The sequence below is a fragment of the Nissabacter archeti genome, assembly GCF_018257325.1.
In the GTDB taxonomy this organism is placed as follows: domain Bacteria; phylum Pseudomonadota; class Gammaproteobacteria; order Enterobacterales; family Enterobacteriaceae; genus Chimaeribacter; species Chimaeribacter arupi.
Genome location: NZ_JAERKB010000002.1, coordinates 189,045 through 206,498 on the forward strand (window position 1 = coordinate 189,045; position 17,454 = coordinate 206,498).

Annotated in this window: 15 protein-coding genes; 8 read left to right on the forward strand and 7 right to left on the reverse strand. The window is 58.4% G+C overall.

Annotated features, from left to right (window positions below):
- Positions 1–4: 4 nt before the first annotated feature.
- The 4 genes from JK232_RS22925 to yhjD form a co-directional block, all read right to left on the reverse strand.
- A complete protein-coding gene (locus JK232_RS22925; protein ID WP_276327348.1) occupies positions 5–133 on the reverse strand; it encodes a hypothetical protein in 129 nt (42 codons plus the stop codon).
- Positions 134–556: 423 nt separating this feature from the next.
- Positions 557–1,336, reverse strand: a complete 780-nt coding sequence (locus JK232_RS03645; protein ID WP_101827776.1) for a CDP-diacylglycerol diphosphatase — start codon at positions 1,334–1,336, stop codon at positions 557–559.
- A gap of 119 nt (positions 1,337–1,455) precedes the next feature.
- Positions 1,456–2,778, reverse strand: coding sequence for an MFS transporter (locus tag JK232_RS03650; RefSeq protein WP_072927647.1), 1,323 nt, complete (start codon positions 2,776–2,778; stop codon positions 1,456–1,458).
- A 328-nt stretch (positions 2,779–3,106) separates the two neighbouring features.
- Positions 3,107–4,165: an inner membrane protein YhjD gene (yhjD, locus tag JK232_RS03655; protein ID WP_079205189.1), complete on the reverse strand. Its 1,059-nt coding sequence runs from the start codon at positions 4,163–4,165 to the stop codon at positions 3,107–3,109.
- 273 nt (positions 4,166–4,438) lie between these two features.
- On the opposite strand from yhjD, the gene JK232_RS03660 reads away from it, so the two are divergent.
- Positions 4,439–5,449, forward strand: a complete 1,011-nt coding sequence (locus tag JK232_RS03660) for an alpha/beta fold hydrolase (RefSeq protein WP_072927645.1) — start codon at positions 4,439–4,441, stop codon at positions 5,447–5,449.
- Between the two features lie 352 nt (positions 5,450–5,801).
- On the forward strand, positions 5,802–7,430 hold the full coding sequence (gene mqo / locus JK232_RS03665) for a malate dehydrogenase (quinone) (protein ID WP_072927638.1): 1,629 nt from the start codon (positions 5,802–5,804) through the stop codon (positions 7,428–7,430).
- Positions 7,431–7,486: 56 nt separating this feature from the next.
- Here mqo and arsC read toward each other — a convergent pair whose 3' ends face one another.
- Positions 7,487–7,921: an arsenate reductase (glutaredoxin) gene (gene arsC / locus JK232_RS03670; protein ID WP_072927636.1), complete on the reverse strand. Its 435-nt coding sequence runs from the start codon at positions 7,919–7,921 to the stop codon at positions 7,487–7,489.
- Between the two features lie 279 nt (positions 7,922–8,200).
- Here arsC and tssD point away from each other — a divergent pair, with 279 nt between their 5' ends.
- A complete protein-coding gene (gene tssD, locus JK232_RS03675) occupies positions 8,201–8,680 on the forward strand; it encodes a type VI secretion system tube protein TssD (RefSeq protein ID WP_101857668.1) in 480 nt (159 codons plus the stop codon).
- Between the two features lie 64 nt (positions 8,681–8,744).
- Here the strand turns inward: tssD and JK232_RS03680 are convergent, their stop codons facing one another.
- Positions 8,745–10,943, reverse strand: a complete 2,199-nt coding sequence (locus tag JK232_RS03680; protein ID WP_072927633.1) for a TonB-dependent siderophore receptor — start codon at positions 10,941–10,943, stop codon at positions 8,745–8,747.
- Between the two features lie 356 nt (positions 10,944–11,299).
- On the opposite strand from JK232_RS03680, the gene JK232_RS03685 reads away from it, so the two are divergent.
- The 4 genes from JK232_RS03685 to JK232_RS03700 are packed head-to-tail and all read left to right on the forward strand — an operon-like array spanning position 11,300 to position 14,962.
- Complete coding sequence (locus tag JK232_RS03685) at positions 11,300–12,250, forward strand: siderophore ABC transporter substrate-binding protein (protein WP_072927631.1); 951 nt, start codon at positions 11,300–11,302, stop codon at positions 12,248–12,250.
- 6 nt (positions 12,251–12,256) lie between these two features.
- Positions 12,257–13,213 (forward strand): ABC transporter permease, encoded by a 957-nt coding sequence (locus tag JK232_RS03690; protein WP_072927629.1) that lies wholly within the window; start codon positions 12,257–12,259, stop codon positions 13,211–13,213.
- Positions 13,203–14,207 carry an iron chelate uptake ABC transporter family permease subunit gene (locus tag JK232_RS03695; RefSeq protein ID WP_101827773.1) on the forward strand — a complete coding sequence of 335 codons (1,005 nt, stop codon included), beginning with the start codon at positions 13,203–13,205 and terminating at the stop codon, positions 14,205–14,207. The genes JK232_RS03690 and JK232_RS03695 overlap by 11 nt, the downstream gene beginning before the upstream one ends.
- The gene (locus JK232_RS03700; protein ID WP_072927626.1) at positions 14,204–14,962 is read left to right on the forward strand and encodes an iron ABC transporter ATP-binding protein; all 759 of its coding nucleotides are present in this window, start codon (positions 14,204–14,206) and stop codon (positions 14,960–14,962) included. Before JK232_RS03695 ends, JK232_RS03700 begins: the two co-directional genes overlap by 4 nt.
- Positions 14,963–15,027: 65 nt before the next feature.
- Here the strand turns inward: JK232_RS03700 and gorA are convergent, their stop codons facing one another.
- The gene (gene gorA, locus JK232_RS03705; protein ID WP_101834475.1) at positions 15,028–16,380 is read right to left on the reverse strand and encodes a glutathione-disulfide reductase; all 1,353 of its coding nucleotides are present in this window, start codon (positions 16,378–16,380) and stop codon (positions 15,028–15,030) included.
- Between the two features lie 145 nt (positions 16,381–16,525).
- On the opposite strand from gorA, the gene rnz reads away from it, so the two are divergent.
- The gene (rnz, locus tag JK232_RS03710) at positions 16,526–17,443 is read left to right on the forward strand and encodes a ribonuclease Z (protein WP_072927622.1); all 918 of its coding nucleotides are present in this window, start codon (positions 16,526–16,528) and stop codon (positions 17,441–17,443) included.
- Positions 17,444–17,454: the final 11 nt, after the last annotated feature.

Genomic DNA, 17,454 nt, shown 5'->3' on the forward strand with positions numbered 1-17,454 from the left:
AGCGTTACCTGGGCTGGAACAGGTTCAGCTGAAGCTGAACGTTGGAGACGTTAATCTGCCAACCTTCCTCCGCAGCCGTCTGCATCACCAGCGCAACGAACAGCGTAATAAACACTTTACGCGTAGTTTTCATTGCCGAATCCCTGACAGGCGATCCGCTATTTCTGCAAACCCACCGGGAAGCCTCCAGAAAAACAAGCAGCGTGTTGCTGCTTGTTATTCACGGGGAAAATAATATCCGTTACCCAGTGCCCGATGACCCGCTGCTAAACAGGCGGAACGGCCCCGCCAAGAGTTTACAAGGTAGCGCGCTGATTAAGAGCCTTTCATATTTAATCTATTATAAATCATTGGTTTAATTTTAATTAACTATTAAATTAAAAATAGAAATCCTGCCATTTTTCTACAAAAAAGCGTGACAAAATATACAAGGGCGATATCATTATTTCGCGTGTTGCTGCTTGTTTTATCTAAGTACAGAAATACCCTGTCTGCGTAGCCTGCTAACTGCGTAGCCAGACAAAAAAACCGCTGAAAAGCGGTTTTTTTGTGTCTGTTATCTGCCCGGTGGTACACCGGCGTTCTCCAGCAACCGGCACTCATGGTCCTGCAACGTTTCGGCCGAGGCCAGGTTCAGTGACAGCAGGTCACGTTCAATCGCCAGCAGCAGGAAATCCCCGCTTTTCGCCCTGACCATCGCCAGCCCGTAATGGCCCATTTTTTCTTTTGCCCCCGGGACGCCCTCGGCCAGCAGGCGGAAAGCGCCCTCATGCGCGAATTCCTCCGGTGTGACCCGCCGTGCCAGCCAGGGCCGGCCGTCCAGCGTCAGCGGCTGCCAGCGCGGCGTAATGCGGCGGTCAGCCGCCTGAAGCTGTTGCTGCACTGCCGGGCGCAGACAGGAAAGATGGATATGCAGCTGGTTCTGCGTCCGCCCCCATTCAGAGTTAATCGCCAGGGAAATCACGCTGTCATCAATCGGCCGGCCGTAGCGCCGGGCCATCACGCCGCGCGCCTGCCAGGCCTGCATAAAGAAGTTCGGCGTTTTCGCCGCCAGCAATTCAGGGCTTTCGATGCCGGTTGTCTTCGCGGCAGGCATCAGCAGGTATTGCAGCGGGCCGTTCTGGTCTTTCAGCACCACATAACCGGCGGCCGGGTTCGCCAGCGCACAAGGCGAAGCCTGCCCGGTACGTTGCAGGTTGGGCAGACACTGTTCACTGACAATTTTCCACAGGGCGTCCGGATGGGCCGGGCGCAGCCAGAGGTACGCCCCCGCCGCCAGCAGGCACAGGGCAATACACAGAACACTCCATACACGATAACCGCGGATTCGGGGCATACAAGGGATTCCGGTAACAGGTTGAAAAAAGAGCATACGCGGGGGGTATGACGAAAGAAAGGCGGGACGCAAACAGAAAAAAGCCGGTGCAGGGCACCGGCTGGGGGAGAGGGTAAGGCTTACAGCGCCTGGTGACGGGTCTCTTTCATCAGCAGCAGCGCAATCAGCGTCAGGGACGCCATCGCCGCCAGATAGAAACCGACATAAGCGAGGCCGTAGTGGGTCGCCAGCCAGGTGGCGATGTACGGTGCCACCGAGGCCCCGAGGATCGACGCCACGTTATAGGAGAACGACGCACCGGTATAGCGCACTTCCGTTGGGAACAGCTCCGGCAGCAGCGCACCCATCGGGCCGAACGTCAGCCCCATGATGCTCAGGCCGAGCAGCAGGAAGCCCATCACTAAGACCTGATTACCGGACCCCAGCAGGCTCGGGAACACAAAGGCGAAGGCGATCATCAGCAGGGTAATCGCAATCATGGTTTTGCGGCGGCCGAAGGCATCCGCCAGCAGCCCGGCGATAGGCACCATGATGCCGAAACCAATCACTGCCACCATCAGCATCCACAGGAAGCTGTTGCGCGAGTAACCCAGCCCCAGTGGCTGTGCAGTGGTGCCGTAGGTCATGGAATAGACCGTCATCAGGTAGAACAGCGTATAGGTCGCCAGCATGATGAAGGTGCCAAGAATGGTTGCCTTCATATGTTTGCTCAGCAGCGTGCCGAGCGGAATTTTTACCTGTTTGCCCGCTTTCGCCACCTTGGCGAACACCGGCGTTTCGTGCAGTGACACGCGCACATACAGGCCGATCAGCACCAGCGCCGAAGAGAGGATGAACGGCACACGCCAGCCCCATGACATAAATTGCTCATCGGTGAGCAGCCAGGAGAGCAGCAGGAAGGTGCCGTTGGCAAAGAAGAAGCCGATCGGCGCGCCCAGTTGCGGGAAGGAGCCATACAGCGCCCGCTTTTTCGCCGGGGCGTTTTCCGTGGCCAGCAGCGCCGCGCCGCCCCACTCACCGCCCAGGCCGAGGCCCTGACCGAAACGCGCCAGCGCCAGCAACATTGGGGCAAATACGCCGATGGTGGCGTAGCCCGGCAGCAGGCCAATCAGGACGGTCGAAATCCCCATTGTCAGCAGCGACGCCACCAGGGTGACTTTCCGGCCGACGCGATCGCCGAAGTGGCCGAACAGGGCGGAACCGATAGGCCGGGCGACAAAGGCGATGGCAAACGTTGCCAGGGATTGCAGCGTGGCGGCGGTCGGGTCGCCCTGCGGGAAGAAGATGTGCGGGAACACGATCACGGCCGCAGTGGCGTAGATGTAGAAATCAAAAAACTCGATGGCGGTACCAATAAGGGAAGCAACGATCACTTTGCCGCGTGAGTTGGTCGGTGTGGCCTGTTGCTCAGAATCGATGGGCGGTGCGATGGTGGCTTGCATAAATGTATCTTATTTAGGATTTATGTAAAAAATCATCTTAAGCACAGCAAAGCGCCATTTCAACGCTGTAAAAAGCGCCGGAATCCGGGTGTTGGGGCAAAAAAGAATATTCTTTCTGAGATAACCGGTTTAGCACTTCATAAGTTTGCAGTATGGATAAATCACAGCGGAAGACACCAGAAACCAGTGAAAGAAAATTTTCAGGGTAGTGAGATATGCTGGTTTTGGCTGTGTGCCACTGCAAAGTTCAGCATTTATGAGAGGTTTTTGATAAACAGGTTGGAATATCATGCCAGGCATCAGGCGGTGCCTGGCATGATAGGGAAGTTTACGGTGCTTTTGTCGGCGGCGGTGTACCAATCGGTTGGTCGCCTTTATATCTGGCGGTGGCGATCCAGGCGGCGCAAAACAGCGTCAGGCGGGCGAAATAGTAGAAGAACGCCATCAGGCCGATAACCGAACCGAACGCCGCGCCGGAGGCGGATTTCGCCAGGCTCGGCAGCGTCAGGGTCATGATCATCTTAATCACCTCGAAACCCACGGCGGCGATCAGCGTGCCGCGGAACAGCGCCTTTTTACGCGGCTTGTGGCGCGGCAGCATCCAGAAGATCCACAGGAACAGCAGATAGTTCGCCATAATCGAGATGCTCAGGGCGATGATGGTCATCGCCGGGCGTAACCACTCCACATGCGACAGCCCCAGCGCCTCAACAATCGTCTCCTGCGCCGACCCGGCCACCGACGTCAGGGAGAGCGTCAGGATCAACGCCACCACCAGCCCAATCAGCGAGATAAAATCACGCAGGTAGCGCAGGTAAATCTTCTCTTTATCCTGCGGGTTACGTTCCCAGACTTCACGCGACTGCGCCAGAATCGCCTCACGCAAATTGCCCATCCAGCTGATGCCGGAGTAGAGCGCCAGCAGCAAACCGGTCAGGCCTACCGCGGTACGCTGCTGAACCGCGGTGTTCACCGTGTTTTTCAGCGTGGCGGCCAGCGACGGATCGCTGATGCTGTTCACAATCTTGCCAATCAGCTCGGTAAGCAGATCGGGGTGCGAGGCCAGCACAAACCCCACGGCGGCGAATGACACCATCAGAATCGGGATCAGCGACAGGAAGGAAAAATAGGTGATCGCGGCACCAAACTGGCTGCCCAGCCGGTCATTAAAACGTTCAACGGCCCGCAGCACATGGGCGACCGGCGCCCACGCCTGAAAGCGGGCCACCAGCCGGGAAAAACGGCTGATCTGGTGGTCAATGTCGGCGTTGCCGGTTTTGACATTGATCAGCGGTTTTTCCGCCGACAGGTTAGCGGTGGCGTGCTCCGTGATGGTCGGGTGGTCGCTGCGCTGCGCCACGCGATGCAATTCAGAATCTTTCGGCATTACGTACAGTGTCCTTTGTGAAAACGTCAGGGCTTGGGGCTAATTATAGCCGAGGCCACCCGGCTTTCCGGTTTACCCCTGAAGAGTCAGCCGGATAGCGTAAAGGAAACGGCAAAAAACCGGCAATTGCGTAAAGAATGGTCATTTTTTCCCCGGCACGCAGATGCCCGGATAGGATGTGCTACGGTGTGATGGCCATTCCGGCGCCATACACCCTTTACCGGCCGCTTTTTGGCGGCCAACAGTTTACGAGTCAACAACAGGAACCTGCTGATGAAACTGCTCCCGACCCTGGTACCGGTGCTGGCGGCGCTGCCGTTTGCCGCACTGGCTGCCCCGGCCACCTATGACGCTGAACTCTCTGGTTTTACCTACCCCCATCCGGTGGAACATTTCTCCTTTACCTCACAGGGCCAGCCGTTGCAGATGGCCTACATGGACGTCAAACCGGCAAAGCCGAACGGCAAAACCGTGATGCTGATGCATGGGAAAAATTTCTGCGGGGCGACCTGGGAGCAGACCATCACCACCCTGAGTGACGCCGGTTACCGCGTGGTCGTGCCGGACCAGATCGGCTTTTGCAAATCCTCCAAACCACAACATTACCAGTTCAGCTTCCAGCAACTGGCCGCCAACACCCACGCGCTGCTGGAGAAACTGGACGTGCAGCACCTGACGGTGATGGGCCATTCCATGGGCGGGATGCTCTCTACCCGTTATGCGCTGATGTACCCGCAGCAGGTTGAACAACTGGTGCTGGTGAACCCGATCGGCCTGGAAGACTGGAAAGCGCTCGGTGTCCCTTATCAGGGCATTGATGCCGCCTATCAGGGCGAGCTGAAAACGAATGCCGATTCCATCCGCGCCTACCAGCGCAGCACCTATTATGCCGGCCAGTGGAAACCGGAGTATGACCGCTGGGTCAACATGCTGGCGGGCATGTATGCCGGGCCGGACAAGCAGAAAGTCGCGTGGGATCAGGCACTCACCACTGACATGGTCTTCACCCAGCCGGTGGTGTATGAGTTCCCGCACCTGAAAATGCCGACGCTGCTGCTGATTGGCGGCAAAGATAATACCGCGATCGGCAAGGCGCAGGCACCGGCTGACCTCAAGCCCAAACTGGGGCGCTATGAGGAGCTGGGCAAACGTACCGCCGCCGCCATTCCGCAGGCGACGCTGGTGGAATTCCCGGCGCTCGGCCACTCACCGCAGATCCAGGACCCGGCCGCGTTCCATCAGGCGCTGATGGGCTGGCTCGCCGCGCCGCATAACGGCAGTTAAGCCGCCGTTGCCCCACTTCCCCCCCCAAAGCCGTTGCGCCTGCGCAGCGGCTTTTTTAAACAAATTGCGCAACGCATCAACACCCTCGCCATAAACCCACACAAAATTTGTTGACAAATTTTAAAGTTTAAAATCCTTTTTAGCCGGGCTAACAACGATGTTATATTGATAACGAAAAGTTGAATTTTTCATATTTCTTGACCAGATATGTTAATTTATTGTTAAATTCAACCTTCAACCGGTTGTGGGAATAAAGGATGCAACGCCGCGATGCACACATTGCTGACGTTGTACGACTCAGCATGTTTTATTTTCATGAAGTTATTGTTTTTCAAGGATGCAGAGACGGGTTATGAACAAACTACGTGCCAATGCGCTTTGCTTGAATACGGTAATGTCTGTTACGCAAGCGGCAGCAGAGGAAAAGCCGGTCGTCGATGTGGTACTGATCGGCGGCGGCATCATGAGCGCGACGCTCGGCACCTATTTACAGGCGCTGGAGCCGGACTGGACGATCCACATGGTGGAGCGCCTCTCTTCCGTCGCGGACGAAAGCTCCAACGGCTGGAACAATGCCGGCACCGGCCATGCCGCACTGGCTGAAATGAACTACACGCCGGAGAAGCCGGACGGCTCCATCGACATCAGCAAAGCGGTGGCGATTAACGAATCGTTCCAGATTTCGCGCCAGTTCTGGGCGCATCAGGTGCAGCGTAACGTCATGCACTCGCCGCGATCCTTTATCAACAGCGTCCCGCACATGAGCTTTGTCTGGGGCGAAGACAACATCAACTTCCTGCGCAAACGCCATGCGGCCCTGCAACAGAGCACCCTGTTCCGCGGCATGGAGTACTCCGAAGACCCGGCGCAAATCCGTGACTGGATCCCGGCGGTGATGGACGGGCGCGACCCGCAGCAGAAAGTGGCGGCGACCCGCATCCCGATCGGCACTGATGTTAACTTCGGTGAAGTGACCCGCCAGCTGGTGACCTCCCTGCATAACAGCCCGAACTTTGTGCACCAGACCGGCCATGAAGTGCGTGACATCAAGCGCAACAGCGACAAAACCTGGACGGTGACCATCGCCGACCTGCAAAACGGCGGCCGCGAGCGTCGCGTGCGCACCCGGTTCATCTTTATCGGGGCGGGCGGTGCCTCCCTGACACTGTTGCAGAAATCCGGGATTCCGGAAGCGCGTAACTACGGCGGTTTCCCGGTGGGCGGAGAATTCCTGGTCACTGAGAACCCGGAAGTGGTCAAACGCCATATGGCGAAAGTCTACGGCAAGGCGACCGTCGGCGCGCCGCCGATGTCGGTGCCGCACCTGGATACCCGCGTGCTGGACGGCAAACGCGTGCTGCTGTTCGGGCCGTTCGCCACCTTCTCCAGCAAGTTCCTGAAAAACGGCTCGCTGTGGGATCTGTTCGGCAGCCTGCGCCCCGGCAATATCATGCCGATGGCGCACGTCGGGCTGGATAACTTCAACCTGGTGAAATACCTGATTGGGCAGTTGATGCTCAGCGAGGACGACCGTCACCGTGCGTTGCAGGAGTATTTCCCGGAGGCCCGCAAAGAGGACTGGAAACTCTGGGTGGCCGGCCAGCGCGTGCAGATCATCGAAAAAGATGAGAAGAAGGGCGGCGTACTGCGCCTCGGCACCGAAGTGGTGACCTCGCGTGACGGCACCATCGCCGCACTGCTGGGTGCCTCACCGGGTGCCTCCACCGCCGCGCCGATTATGCTGGAGCTGATGGAGCGGGTATTCAAAGAGAAAGTCGCCTCGCCGGCCTGGCAGGCGAAGCTCAAAGAGATCATCCCTTCTTATGGCCAGTCATTGAACGGCAACCCGGCCCTGGCGGAACAGGTGCTGGAAGAGACCAGCCGCGTCCTGCAACTGGAGAGCCTGCCGCAACCGGCCCCGGCCAGTGCGCCGGCCGGCACCCCCGTGCACGGCCTTACCCACGCCGAAGCCGCACTCTGAGTGCCGCTGAAAAAAAGCCCGCGTAATGCGGGCTTTTTTATGCCTGAGGCTGCCGGTCAGCCTGCCGGTGTGATGCGTTGGCCATCAGCACCGATGACCGGTTCGCCATCCTCTTTGCTGAACGCGCCCTGCTGGGCGTCGGGCAGCAGATCCAGCACCTTTTCTGACGGGCGGCAGAGCGCCGTGCCGCGTGGCGTGACCACAATCGGCCGGTTAATCAGAATCGGGTGTGCGACCATCAGCGCGATCAGCTGTTCATCGCTGTGCGTTGCCTGCTCCAGCCCCAACTGCTCGTAGGGGGCGGTATTTTTCCGCAACAGGTCGCGCGCCGGGATGCCCATCGCGGCGATCAGCGCCGTGAGTTGCGCCACTGTCGGCGGCGTCTCCAGATAGTGAATGATCTGGGGTTCTACGCCGCTGTTACGGATAATTGCCAGCGTATTGCGCGAGGTGCCGCACTCCGGGTTGTGGTAAATCGTGATTTCAGTCATCGCAAACACCTTCTTATTACCGTTAAACGGGCCGGGCTGCCCGTGTGTCCGGCCGTATCATATAGTTCGGGCATTATTTTCCTGAAGCGAAAATTCATGGGGTCAATACGCCTCAGAATAATGTTAAAAACGGCGGCGTCGTTTCTTTCAATAATTGCGAGGCCAGACTCAAATTTTTAACCTGAATAACGTGACGGTGCATTGGCTTTTTACCGGGTGAGCAAGCAGGCGTACTCTTTTCTCCGGTTTTCTATCAGAGATAAACAGAGGATGTGATTCATGATGTTTGCCTATATGTGGTTAAAAGATGAAAACGGGGAGCCGGTCCCGGGGTCAGTAAAAGAGGCGGGTAAAGAAGGGAGCTGTGAAATCCTCGGGATGGATTATGACATAGGGATTTCAGCCAACCACGATGTGCAGCCGCCTGTGCTGACCCGGCGGCGCGGGCCGGTGCGTATTGAAAAGCCCCTGGACAGCGCCAGCCCTTTGCTGCAGAAAGCGATATGCACCGGGCAACTGCTTCAGGAAGTCAACATAATGGTGTATCCCAACCAGAAGGCGCAGCAAGAAAACAGGCGTTTCTCCTTGGCGTTGAGCGGGGTTCAGATCGTCTCTATTTCCGTGAATATGGACCACTGTTGCGAGGCCGACACGTCGCCGTACTCTATAACAGAAACCCTCGATATGCGTTATGAGGCGCTTATCTGGAAGGATGATCAAGGCCAGGTGATTTATCATGATCCTGGTGAAGCAGCATAATAAAAAAACGCCGGGTATCCGGCGTTTTCAGCAAAAACAGAGGCAGGGTGCCGGTCTGTGAGTATCAGAACGACATGGTCACACCGGCATAATAGGCGCGGCCCGGTTCGTTATAGGTTGAGGCACCCTCATTTTCACGGTAGATCTGTTTATCAAACAGGTTGCTGATTCCCGCATTCAGGCGCAGGTTCTTCACCAGTTCGTAATTTGCCCCGATGCCGACCACCGAATACGCGCCCACTTCCCGGTCAGACATCGCCCCGGCTTCGTTACGGATTTCCGCATAGTCACGCGGTTTCTGCCGGCCATACATCGTCCAGGTCAGGTTGGTGGAGAGCTTCTCCGTGACCTGCCAGTCCAGCATGGTGTTGATGGTGTATTCCGGAATAACTGACAGCGGGTTGCCGGTCTCTTTGTCTTCCGAGGTGATCATATAGGTGGCGTTGGTGCGCCAGTCGAGTTTTTCACGGATAACCGGCACCGTCAGGTTGGCTTCCAGCCCTTCGACCAGCGCTTTGCCGCCATTTTCCCAACGCAGGATATTATAGCCGTTGGAGGCGTAACCGATGAGGTCCGTCCCCGAGACAATTTTGTTTTTGTAATCATTGCGGAAATAGGTGATGCCCGCCTCATAGCCGCTGCGGCTGAACTGCAGCCCAATCTCTTTGTTGATGCTGACTTCCGGGTCGAGGTCATCATTGCCCAGCAAATAGCAGCTGCCGGACGCGATGCCGATCGGGCAACCGTTGCCGCGCGTAGAGAGCAGATAGCCTTCGCTGGACTGGTAAAGGTTAGGCGCTTTGAAGACCCGCGCAATCCCGGCTTTGAGTTTGAAATCCTCGCCCAGATCCTGTGACACGTTCAGGCTGGGGCTGAAATTGCCGCCGAATTTGCTGTGGTAGTCGAACCGGATCCCTGGGATTATCACGGTGCCGGGGATGGCCTCGATATTGTCTTCAACATAGAGGGCGCTCAGCTCGGCGCTGTTTTTGCTGCTGCGGCCGGACGGATCGCCTGATATGCCGTTGATGGCTACGCCCGCGGCGTTGGTGGCGCTCATCGACGCCGGATCGTCAAGCTCCTCGCGGTTCCACTCCGCGCCGACCGTCAGTGTCTGGTCAACCCACAGATTCAGCGGAATATTCAGCTCACCGCTGGTGCGATAGTTCTCCAGCCGGCTGGTGTCATAGGCGTCACTGTTGATCATCCCTTCTACCCGGCCGGTCGAGCCTTCCTGCATACGGGTATTGTTGGTTTTTTCGTAATACACGCCGAATTTGGACTGGCCCCAGTCCCAGATGCCGTTATGGGTGATGCCGTAGTTCTGGCGGTAGAGCCGGTTAGTTTCGTCCCCATACAGCGTTGACACCAACCCATTTGGGCTGACGTTGCCGTTACTGTATTGGGTGTCCCCGGCATAGATGTTGCCCTGGCGGCTGTAGCCGTAATTGAAATCCACAATCTGCGTCGGTGTGATTTTCCAGGAGAGCAGGGCGTTGATGTCTTTATTGCGTACGCCTTCGTGCCCGGCGGCGTAGGAGCCGTTTTGCGCCGTGTTGATATCAGCCGCATCGGCATCGGTTTTATTCAGGTTGCCGTACAGCCGCATGGTCAGCGCATCTCCCGCCAGCGGGCCGTTCAGGCTGAAGTTGGTGCGTTTGGTGGCACCCTCTTTGTCGTTTTCCGGCTGGTTGGTGTAAAACGACAGGGAGCCGTGCCAGTCATTGGTCGGGCGTTTGGTGATGATGTTCACCACGCCGCCTGCCGCGCCGGAGCCGTAGCGGGCCGCTGCCGGGCCGCGCAGCACTTCAATGCGTTCGACCATTTCCGGCGGCACCCAGTTGCTGTCGCCCCGGGTGTCACGCTCGCCGCGCCAGCTGTAGCGCACGGAGTTGCGCGAAGTCACCGGCACGCCGTCGATCAGGATTAATGTGTTTTCCGGCCCCATGCCGCGGATGTCGATCTGCCGGTTGTTGCCGCGGCTGCCGGTGGCGCTGTTGCCGGTGAGATTCACACCGGGCATTTTGCGGATGATGTCGGAGAGATCGTTCACCGGCGGGGTTTTCTCAATATCTTTGGCGGTAATGATTGAGACGCCGGGCTGCTGTTTCAGCTCCTCGGCCGCCGTGGCCTGCACCGTCATCACTTCGCCATCGTCCCCGGAGAGCGCAGGCGTTGCGCCTGCTGCATAACCACTTCCGCTAATCAGCCCCGCCAGCATCACCGCACAAGGCCGGAGACGGTAAGATTTTGTGGTATTCATTAAGAAAAGCCCCTGTTTTTTATATGAATTTGTAACTAAATGCATATGGTAATGATAATCATTTTTATTTAAATAGCGAATCGTTAACTTTCATAATTTCTTCACAATTTATCCAGTACCCGGCAAACCGGTCAGATACGCTGTTTTTTTGTACGTTATCGGCCATAAGTGATTAATAAAGAAACCTAATTCTGGTGGGCAGTCAGCAAGTGCAGCAGAAAAAAAGGGCTGGGGAGGGGGCTAAAAACCAAACTGTTCATCCTGGCCCTCAATCAGGTATCATCCGGCTCGACAAATAAGAATAGTAATGATTACTATTTGCAATCAGTGGTTACTTAGCGACATCAGGAGATGAAATGCGTTTACGTGCAGCTTTGTTTGCGTCATTGATGACGGCCTCCCTCGCCCTGACCGGGTGCGATGACTCTTCTGCCGGGGCCGACACCGCCCCAACCCTGAAAGTGGATCATGCACAGGGCAGTACGCAGGTGCCGCTGAACCCGAAAAAGGTGATCATCCTTAACCCCGCCACGCTGGACAACGCCGACGCGCTGAAAATCCCGGTGGCCGGGGTGCCGCAAACCAGCACGCATCTGCCGTCCTATCTGGCGAAATACCGCGGCAGTGAGTACCTGAATGCCGGCACGCTGTTCGAGCCGGATTATGAAGCGCTCAGCAACGCCAAACCTGATCTCATCATCGCCGGTGGCCGCGCGCACGATGCCTATGACAAGCTCAGCGAAATCGCCCCCACCGTCGCGCTGGACGTTGACCCGCAACACTTTATGCAGAGCCTGGCGCAGCGCACCGAGCAACTGGCCGCCATCTTCGGCAAACAGGCCGACGCCAAAACCCTGCTGACGAACTTCACCGCCCAGGCAGAAAAAATTAAGCAAAAGTCCGCCCATGCCGGATCGGCGATGATCCTGATGATCAGCGGCGGGAAGATGTCCGCCTACAGCGCCGGGTCACGCTTTGGCTTTATCTTTGATGAGTTGGGTTTCACCCCGGCTGCCACCTTCCCGCAGGCCGGTAAACACGGCAACGTGGTGTCGTCAGAGTTTATCCTCAATGCCAACCCTGACTGGTTGTTTGTGCTGGATCGCGATAACGCGATTGGCCGCGCCGAAGGGCAATCTGCGCAGCAGGTTCTGGATAACCCATTGATTGAGAAGACCAACGCCTGGAAAAACCAGCGGGTGATCTACCTGGATTCTGCCTCCCTGTATATCGCCGGCGGCATCCAGAGCTATACCCAGCTGATGGACAAGGTCAGCGCGGCACTGGACAGTGCGGCCGTGCAGTAACCCACCATGAAGCTCCTTACCTTAACCGGCCTGGCGATGCTGCTGGGCCTGATGGCCTGTAGCCTGTTTATCGGGGCGGGGCAGGTGACGCCGGCAGGGTTCTGGTCTGACCCGGCCATGCGCGACATCTTCCTGCTCAGCCGGGTGCCGCGCACGCTGGCGCTGCTGCTGGCCGGCAGCGCCATGAGCGTGGCCGGGCTGATTATGCAGATGCTGACCCAGAACCGCTTTGTTGAGCCTTCCATCGCCGGGACGACCCAGTCCGCCGGGCTGGGGCTGCTGCTGGTGATGGTGGTCAGCCCCGGCGCGCCGGTGATGGTGAAAATGCTGGTGGCGACCCTGTTTGCGCTGGGCGGCACGCTGTTGTTTATTCTGTTGCTGGGACGAATGAAGATGAAATCGCCGCTGATGGTGCCGCTGACCGGCATCATGCTCGGGGCGGTGTTCAGCGCGGTTACCACGTTTCTGGCAATGGAATTTGACCTGTTACAGTCGCTTGGCGGCTGGGAATCCGGGGATTTTTCCGGCGTGTTGCAGGGGCGTTATGAACTGCTGTGGGTCGTCGGCGCGTTGACGCTTATCGCCTGCCTGATCGCGGACCGCTTTACCGTGGCCGGGATGGGGCGCGAGTTCTCAGTGAATGTCGGGCTGAATTATCAGCGGGTGATGCTGGCAGGGATGGCGATCATTGCGGTCATCAGCGGCGTGGTGGTGGTGGTGATCGGCGTGCTGCCGTTCCTCGGGCTGATTGTGCCCAACATCGTCAGCATGATGATGGGCGACAACCTGCGCCGCACCCTGCCGTGGGTCTGCTTCGCCGGCGGCGGGCTGGTACTGCTGTGCGACATCATCGGCCGCCTGCTGATCGCGCCGTTTGAGATCCCGGTGAGTGTGATCCTCGGGGTTATCGGGGCGGCGGTATTTTTGGCCCTCATCATAAGGAACCCGCGCCATGCACGTTAAAGAGTGCAGCCGGCACGCCGAAAAACCCCAGGCACGGCAGCCGCTGAGCCGGCCGGCGAAACGCCTGCTGCTGCTCGCCGCGCTGGCCGGGTGTGCCGTCACCGGGTTTATGACCCTCGGCCTCGGCGGCAATATCGGCTACATCCTGACGCACCGCGGGCTGGTGCTGGCGACCATGCTGCTGGTGGCATTTGCCTCCGGCACGGCGACGCTGCTGTTCCAGACCGTGACCGGCAACCGCATCCTGACGCCCTCCATCATGGGGCTGGAAGCGCTGTTTATCCTGATCCAGACCCTGCTGATTTTTCTGATTGATGCCAACGGCCTGGCGCATCTGGGCGTCAGCGGGAAATTCCTCTGTGACACGTTGCTGCTGCTGGTGTTCTCGCTGTTCCTTTACCGCTGGCTGCTGGCCGGGGCAGGCATCGACCTGCACCGCGTGCTGCTGGTGGGGCTGGTGTGCGGCACCCTGTTCCGCAGCCTCTCCGGGCTGCTGCAACGCCTGCTCTCGCCGGGGGATTTCGCCATTTTGCAGGGGCGCATTTTTGCCACCTTTACCCGTGCCGCGCCGGAAATCATCGCGCTGGCTGCCGGGCTTTGCGCCCTGGTGGCGCTGATGGTCTGGCGGATGCGCCACCAGTTGGATGTGATCGCCCTCGGGCGGGAAACTGCCATCAATCTGGGCATCGCCTATCAGAAACAGATCACGCTGATCCTGCTGCTGGTGTCGCTGCTGGTGGCGGTGTCAACCGCGCTGGTGGGGCCGCTGACGTTTCTTGGGCTGTTGGTGGCTAACCTCGCCTATCAGCTCATCGGCTCCGCGCGGCACCGCCACCTGTTACCGGGCGTGTTTCTGATTGGCGCGGTTACGCTGGTGGGCGGCCAGGTGATTCTGGAACGCCTGCTGAACATGGCGGGCACGCTGTCGGTGGTGATTGAGTTCATCGGCGGCGCGCTGTTTATCATTCTGTTGATCAAAAAGGCGGCCGTGTGATTGAGATAAAGAACATCAGTAAGCAGTACCACCAGACGCCGGTATTGCAGGCGATTGCCGAAACCATCCCGGCCGGGGGCGTGACGTCCATCATCGGCCCCAACGGGGCGGGAAAATCGACCCTGCTGTCGGTGATTGGCCGCCTGCTCACGCCGGATGCCGGGCAGGTGCTGGTGGGCGGGCTGGATGTGGCGCGCACGCCCGGCAAACAGATGGCGACACGGCTGTCAGTGCTGCGGCAGGAGAACCACTTCACCAGCCGCCTCACGGTGTACGATCTGGTCGGCTTCGGCCGCTACCCCTACACGCAGGGGCGGCTCAACGACGAAGATCGTCAGCATATCCAGACTGCGCTGGCGTTCCTTGACCTGGTGCCGCTCCAGGATCGTTACCTCGACGAGCTCTCCGGCGGCCAGCGGCAGCGGGCGTATGTGGCGATGGTGCTTTGCCAGAACACCGACTATGTGCTGCTGGATGAGCCGCTCAACAACCTGGACATGAAGCACGCGGTGTCGATGATGAAGCAACTGCGGCGTGCGGCGGATGAGCTGCATAAAACCATTATTCTGGTGATCCACGACATCAATTTCGCTGCCGCCTACTCAGACCACATCATCGCGATGAAAGCAGGCCGGGTGGTCTGCCGCGGCGGGCCGGACGCCATCATGCGCCCGGAAGTGCTGGAGGCCATTTTTGACACCGAGGTCAGCATCGAACAGGTGCGCGGCCGCCCGGTTGCCATCTATTACCGCTGATTGCCCTGGTACAGATAACAAAAAAGGCCGGAATTCTCCGGCCTTTTTTACAGGTTACGCCGCGCTTAGCGCATGGTAACGAACTCTTCTGCCGCCGTCGGGTGAATCGCCACGGTGTTGTCGAAATCTTTCTTGGTTGCGCCCATTTTCAGCGCCACTGCGAAGCCTTGCAGGATTTCGTCCATGCCGAAACCGATGCCGTGGATACCGACAATCTTCTCGTCTTTACCCACGCAGACCAGCTTCATGCGGCACGGCTGGCGGTGCTGGGTCACTGCGGTGTACATGGCGGTAAACGCGGATTTGTACACTTTCACTTCGCTTTCGCCATACAGCTCAACCGCCTGCGGCTCAGTCAGGCCGACAGTACCAATCGGCGGGTGGCTGAAGACCACGGTCGGGACGTTGCTGTAGTCCAGGTGCTCGTCCGGCTTGTTGTTGAACAGGCGCTCGGAAAGGCGGCGGCCGGCGGCCACGGCAACCGGGGTCAGCTCAATGGCACCGGTGTTGTCACCCACGGCGTAAATGCCCGGAACGTTGGTGTTCTGGTATTTATCGACGTTGATGTAGCCTTTTTCGTTGGTTTCCACACCCGTGACGGACAGGTTCAGGTTGTCGGTTTCCGGCTCACGGCCGATCGCCCACACCAGGCAATCCACTTCGAAGCTGTTGCCGTTTTCCAGCTCCAGCGTCAGGCTGCCGTCGGCATTTTTCACGATCGCTTTCGGGATAGATTCCGTGTGCAACGACGGGCCTTCGGTGTTCATGACTTCCACCAGCGTATCGACGATCAGCGGATCGAAGGTACGCAGCGGCGCGTGCTTACGCACAAACAGGTGGGTCTGCGCGCCGAGGGCGTTCATCACACCGGCAATCTCTACCGCGATGTAACCCGCGCCGACCACGGCCACGCGCTGCGGCATTTCGTCGAGGTCGAAGAAGCCGTCAGAGTCGATGCCATATTCCGCGCCCGGAATCGCCGGGTGGCTCGGGCGGCCGCCGGTGGCGATCAGGATGTGGTCAGCCGTGATCTTCTCACCGTTCACTTCTACGGTGTGCGCATCAACGAAACGCGCATAGCCGCGGATCACGTCGACGTTGTTTTTGCCCAGCACAGTGTCGTAGGAGGTATGGATACGGTCGATGTAGGCGGTACGGTTGGCGACCAGTTTTTTCCAGTCAAACGCGTTGACGGTGGTGTCAAAACCGTAATCCGGGCCGTAGTTATGGATCGCTTCAGCGATCTGTGCGGCGTGCCACATCACTTTTTTCGGTACACAACCTACGTTGACGCAGGTGCCGCCCAGCGCTTTGGCTTCAATGAGCGCGCACTTCTGGCCGTACATGGCTGCACGGTTAATTGAGGCGATGCCGCCGCTGCCGCCACCAATTGCAAGGTAGTCATAATGTTTGGTCATCGAAAGTGTTCCATAAAGATGAGAAGAAAAATTGATGTAGAGTTTAACGCCAGTCTGCCGATTGCCGCAAAGTTTGCGCCTATGATTGTGATAGGGCGACAACGATCTATTCGGATACAGACGTTTAACAAAGTGGAAGCATAGCATGTACCTGACCTTTCTCGGCACCTGTGCCGGTACCCCAAGTTTGCAGCGTAACGTCACGGCGATTGCCCTGACCCTGCGCAATGCCCGCAGCGGCGGCACCTGGCTGTTCGATTGCGGTGAAGGCACCCAGCACCAGTTCATGCGCAGCCCGCTGAAACCGGGCAGGCTGGAAAAAATCTTCATCACCCACCTGCATGGTGACCACATTTTCGGCCTGCCGGGCCTGCTCACCAGCCGCTCAATGGGCGGGATCACCGAGCCGCTGACAGTCTACGGGCCAAAGGGCATCCGGGCGTTTATCGACACCAGCCTGACCCTCAGCAGCTCCTTTGTGACCTTCCCGCTGGAGATCGTGGAGATAGGTGCCGGTGAAGTGTGTGATGACGGCAACGTCCGCGTGACGGCCTGGCCAATGAACCATGTGGTGGAGTGTTACGGCTACCGGATTGAGGCGCATGACAAGCCGGGCTACCTGGATGGCGAACGGCTGAAAGCGGACGGCGTGCCGCGCGGGCCGTGGTTCCAGCAACTGAAACGGGGCGAAACCGTGACGCTGCCCGATGGCCGGGTGATTGACGGCAGCGCTTATCTCGGGCCATCCACTAAAGGGAAATCGCTGGCGATTTTTGGGGACACGGCCCCCACACCGGTTTCCGACCTGCTGGCGGACGGGGTGGATCTGATGGTGCACGAAACGACGTTAGAGGCGGCGATGGCAGAAAAGGCCAACGGCCGCGGCCACTCCACCACCGTGCAGGCTGCTACGGCTGCCCGGCTGGCCGGGGCGAAACGGCTGATCGCCACCCATTTCAGCTCGCGCTACGGTTTTGCCGAGTGCGAGCAGTTACTGGCAGAGTGCCGGGCCATTTTCCCCAATACCGAACTGGCGCGTGATTTCGCCGTGTTTGAGGTGTGACGGCATTCCGC

Coding starts and splice junctions, on each gene's coding strand:
- JK232_RS03695 (WP_101827773.1), top strand. CDS start 13,203: ATGCACGTTAAAGAGTGCAGCCGGCACGCCGAAAAACCCCAGGCACGG.
- JK232_RS03680 (WP_072927633.1), bottom strand. CDS start 10,943: ATGAATACCACAAAATCTTACCGTCTCCGGCCTTGTGCGGTGATGCTG.
- rnz (WP_072927622.1), top strand. CDS start 16,526: ATGTACCTGACCTTTCTCGGCACCTGTGCCGGTACCCCAAGTTTGCAG.
- JK232_RS03650 (WP_072927647.1), bottom strand. CDS start 2,778: ATGCAAGCCACCATCGCACCGCCCATCGATTCTGAGCAACAGGCCACA.
- gorA (WP_101834475.1), bottom strand. CDS start 16,380: ATGACCAAACATTATGACTACCTTGCAATTGGTGGCGGCAGCGGCGGC.
- JK232_RS22925 (WP_276327348.1), bottom strand. CDS start 133: ATGAAAACTACGCGTAAAGTGTTTATTACGCTGTTCGTTGCGCTGGTG.
- JK232_RS03645 (WP_101827776.1), bottom strand. CDS start 1,336: ATGCCCCGAATCCGCGGTTATCGTGTATGGAGTGTTCTGTGTATTGCC.
- tssD (WP_101857668.1), top strand. CDS start 8,201: ATGATGTTTGCCTATATGTGGTTAAAAGATGAAAACGGGGAGCCGGTC.
- arsC (WP_072927636.1), bottom strand. CDS start 7,921: ATGACTGAAATCACGATTTACCACAACCCGGAGTGCGGCACCTCGCGC.
- JK232_RS03660 (WP_072927645.1), top strand. CDS start 4,439: ATGAAACTGCTCCCGACCCTGGTACCGGTGCTGGCGGCGCTGCCGTTT.
- yhjD (WP_079205189.1), bottom strand. CDS start 4,165: ATGCCGAAAGATTCTGAATTGCATCGCGTGGCGCAGCGCAGCGACCAC.
- JK232_RS03690 (WP_072927629.1), top strand. CDS start 12,257: ATGAAGCTCCTTACCTTAACCGGCCTGGCGATGCTGCTGGGCCTGATG.
- JK232_RS03685 (WP_072927631.1), top strand. CDS start 11,300: ATGCGTTTACGTGCAGCTTTGTTTGCGTCATTGATGACGGCCTCCCTC.
- mqo (WP_072927638.1), top strand. CDS start 5,802: ATGAACAAACTACGTGCCAATGCGCTTTGCTTGAATACGGTAATGTCT.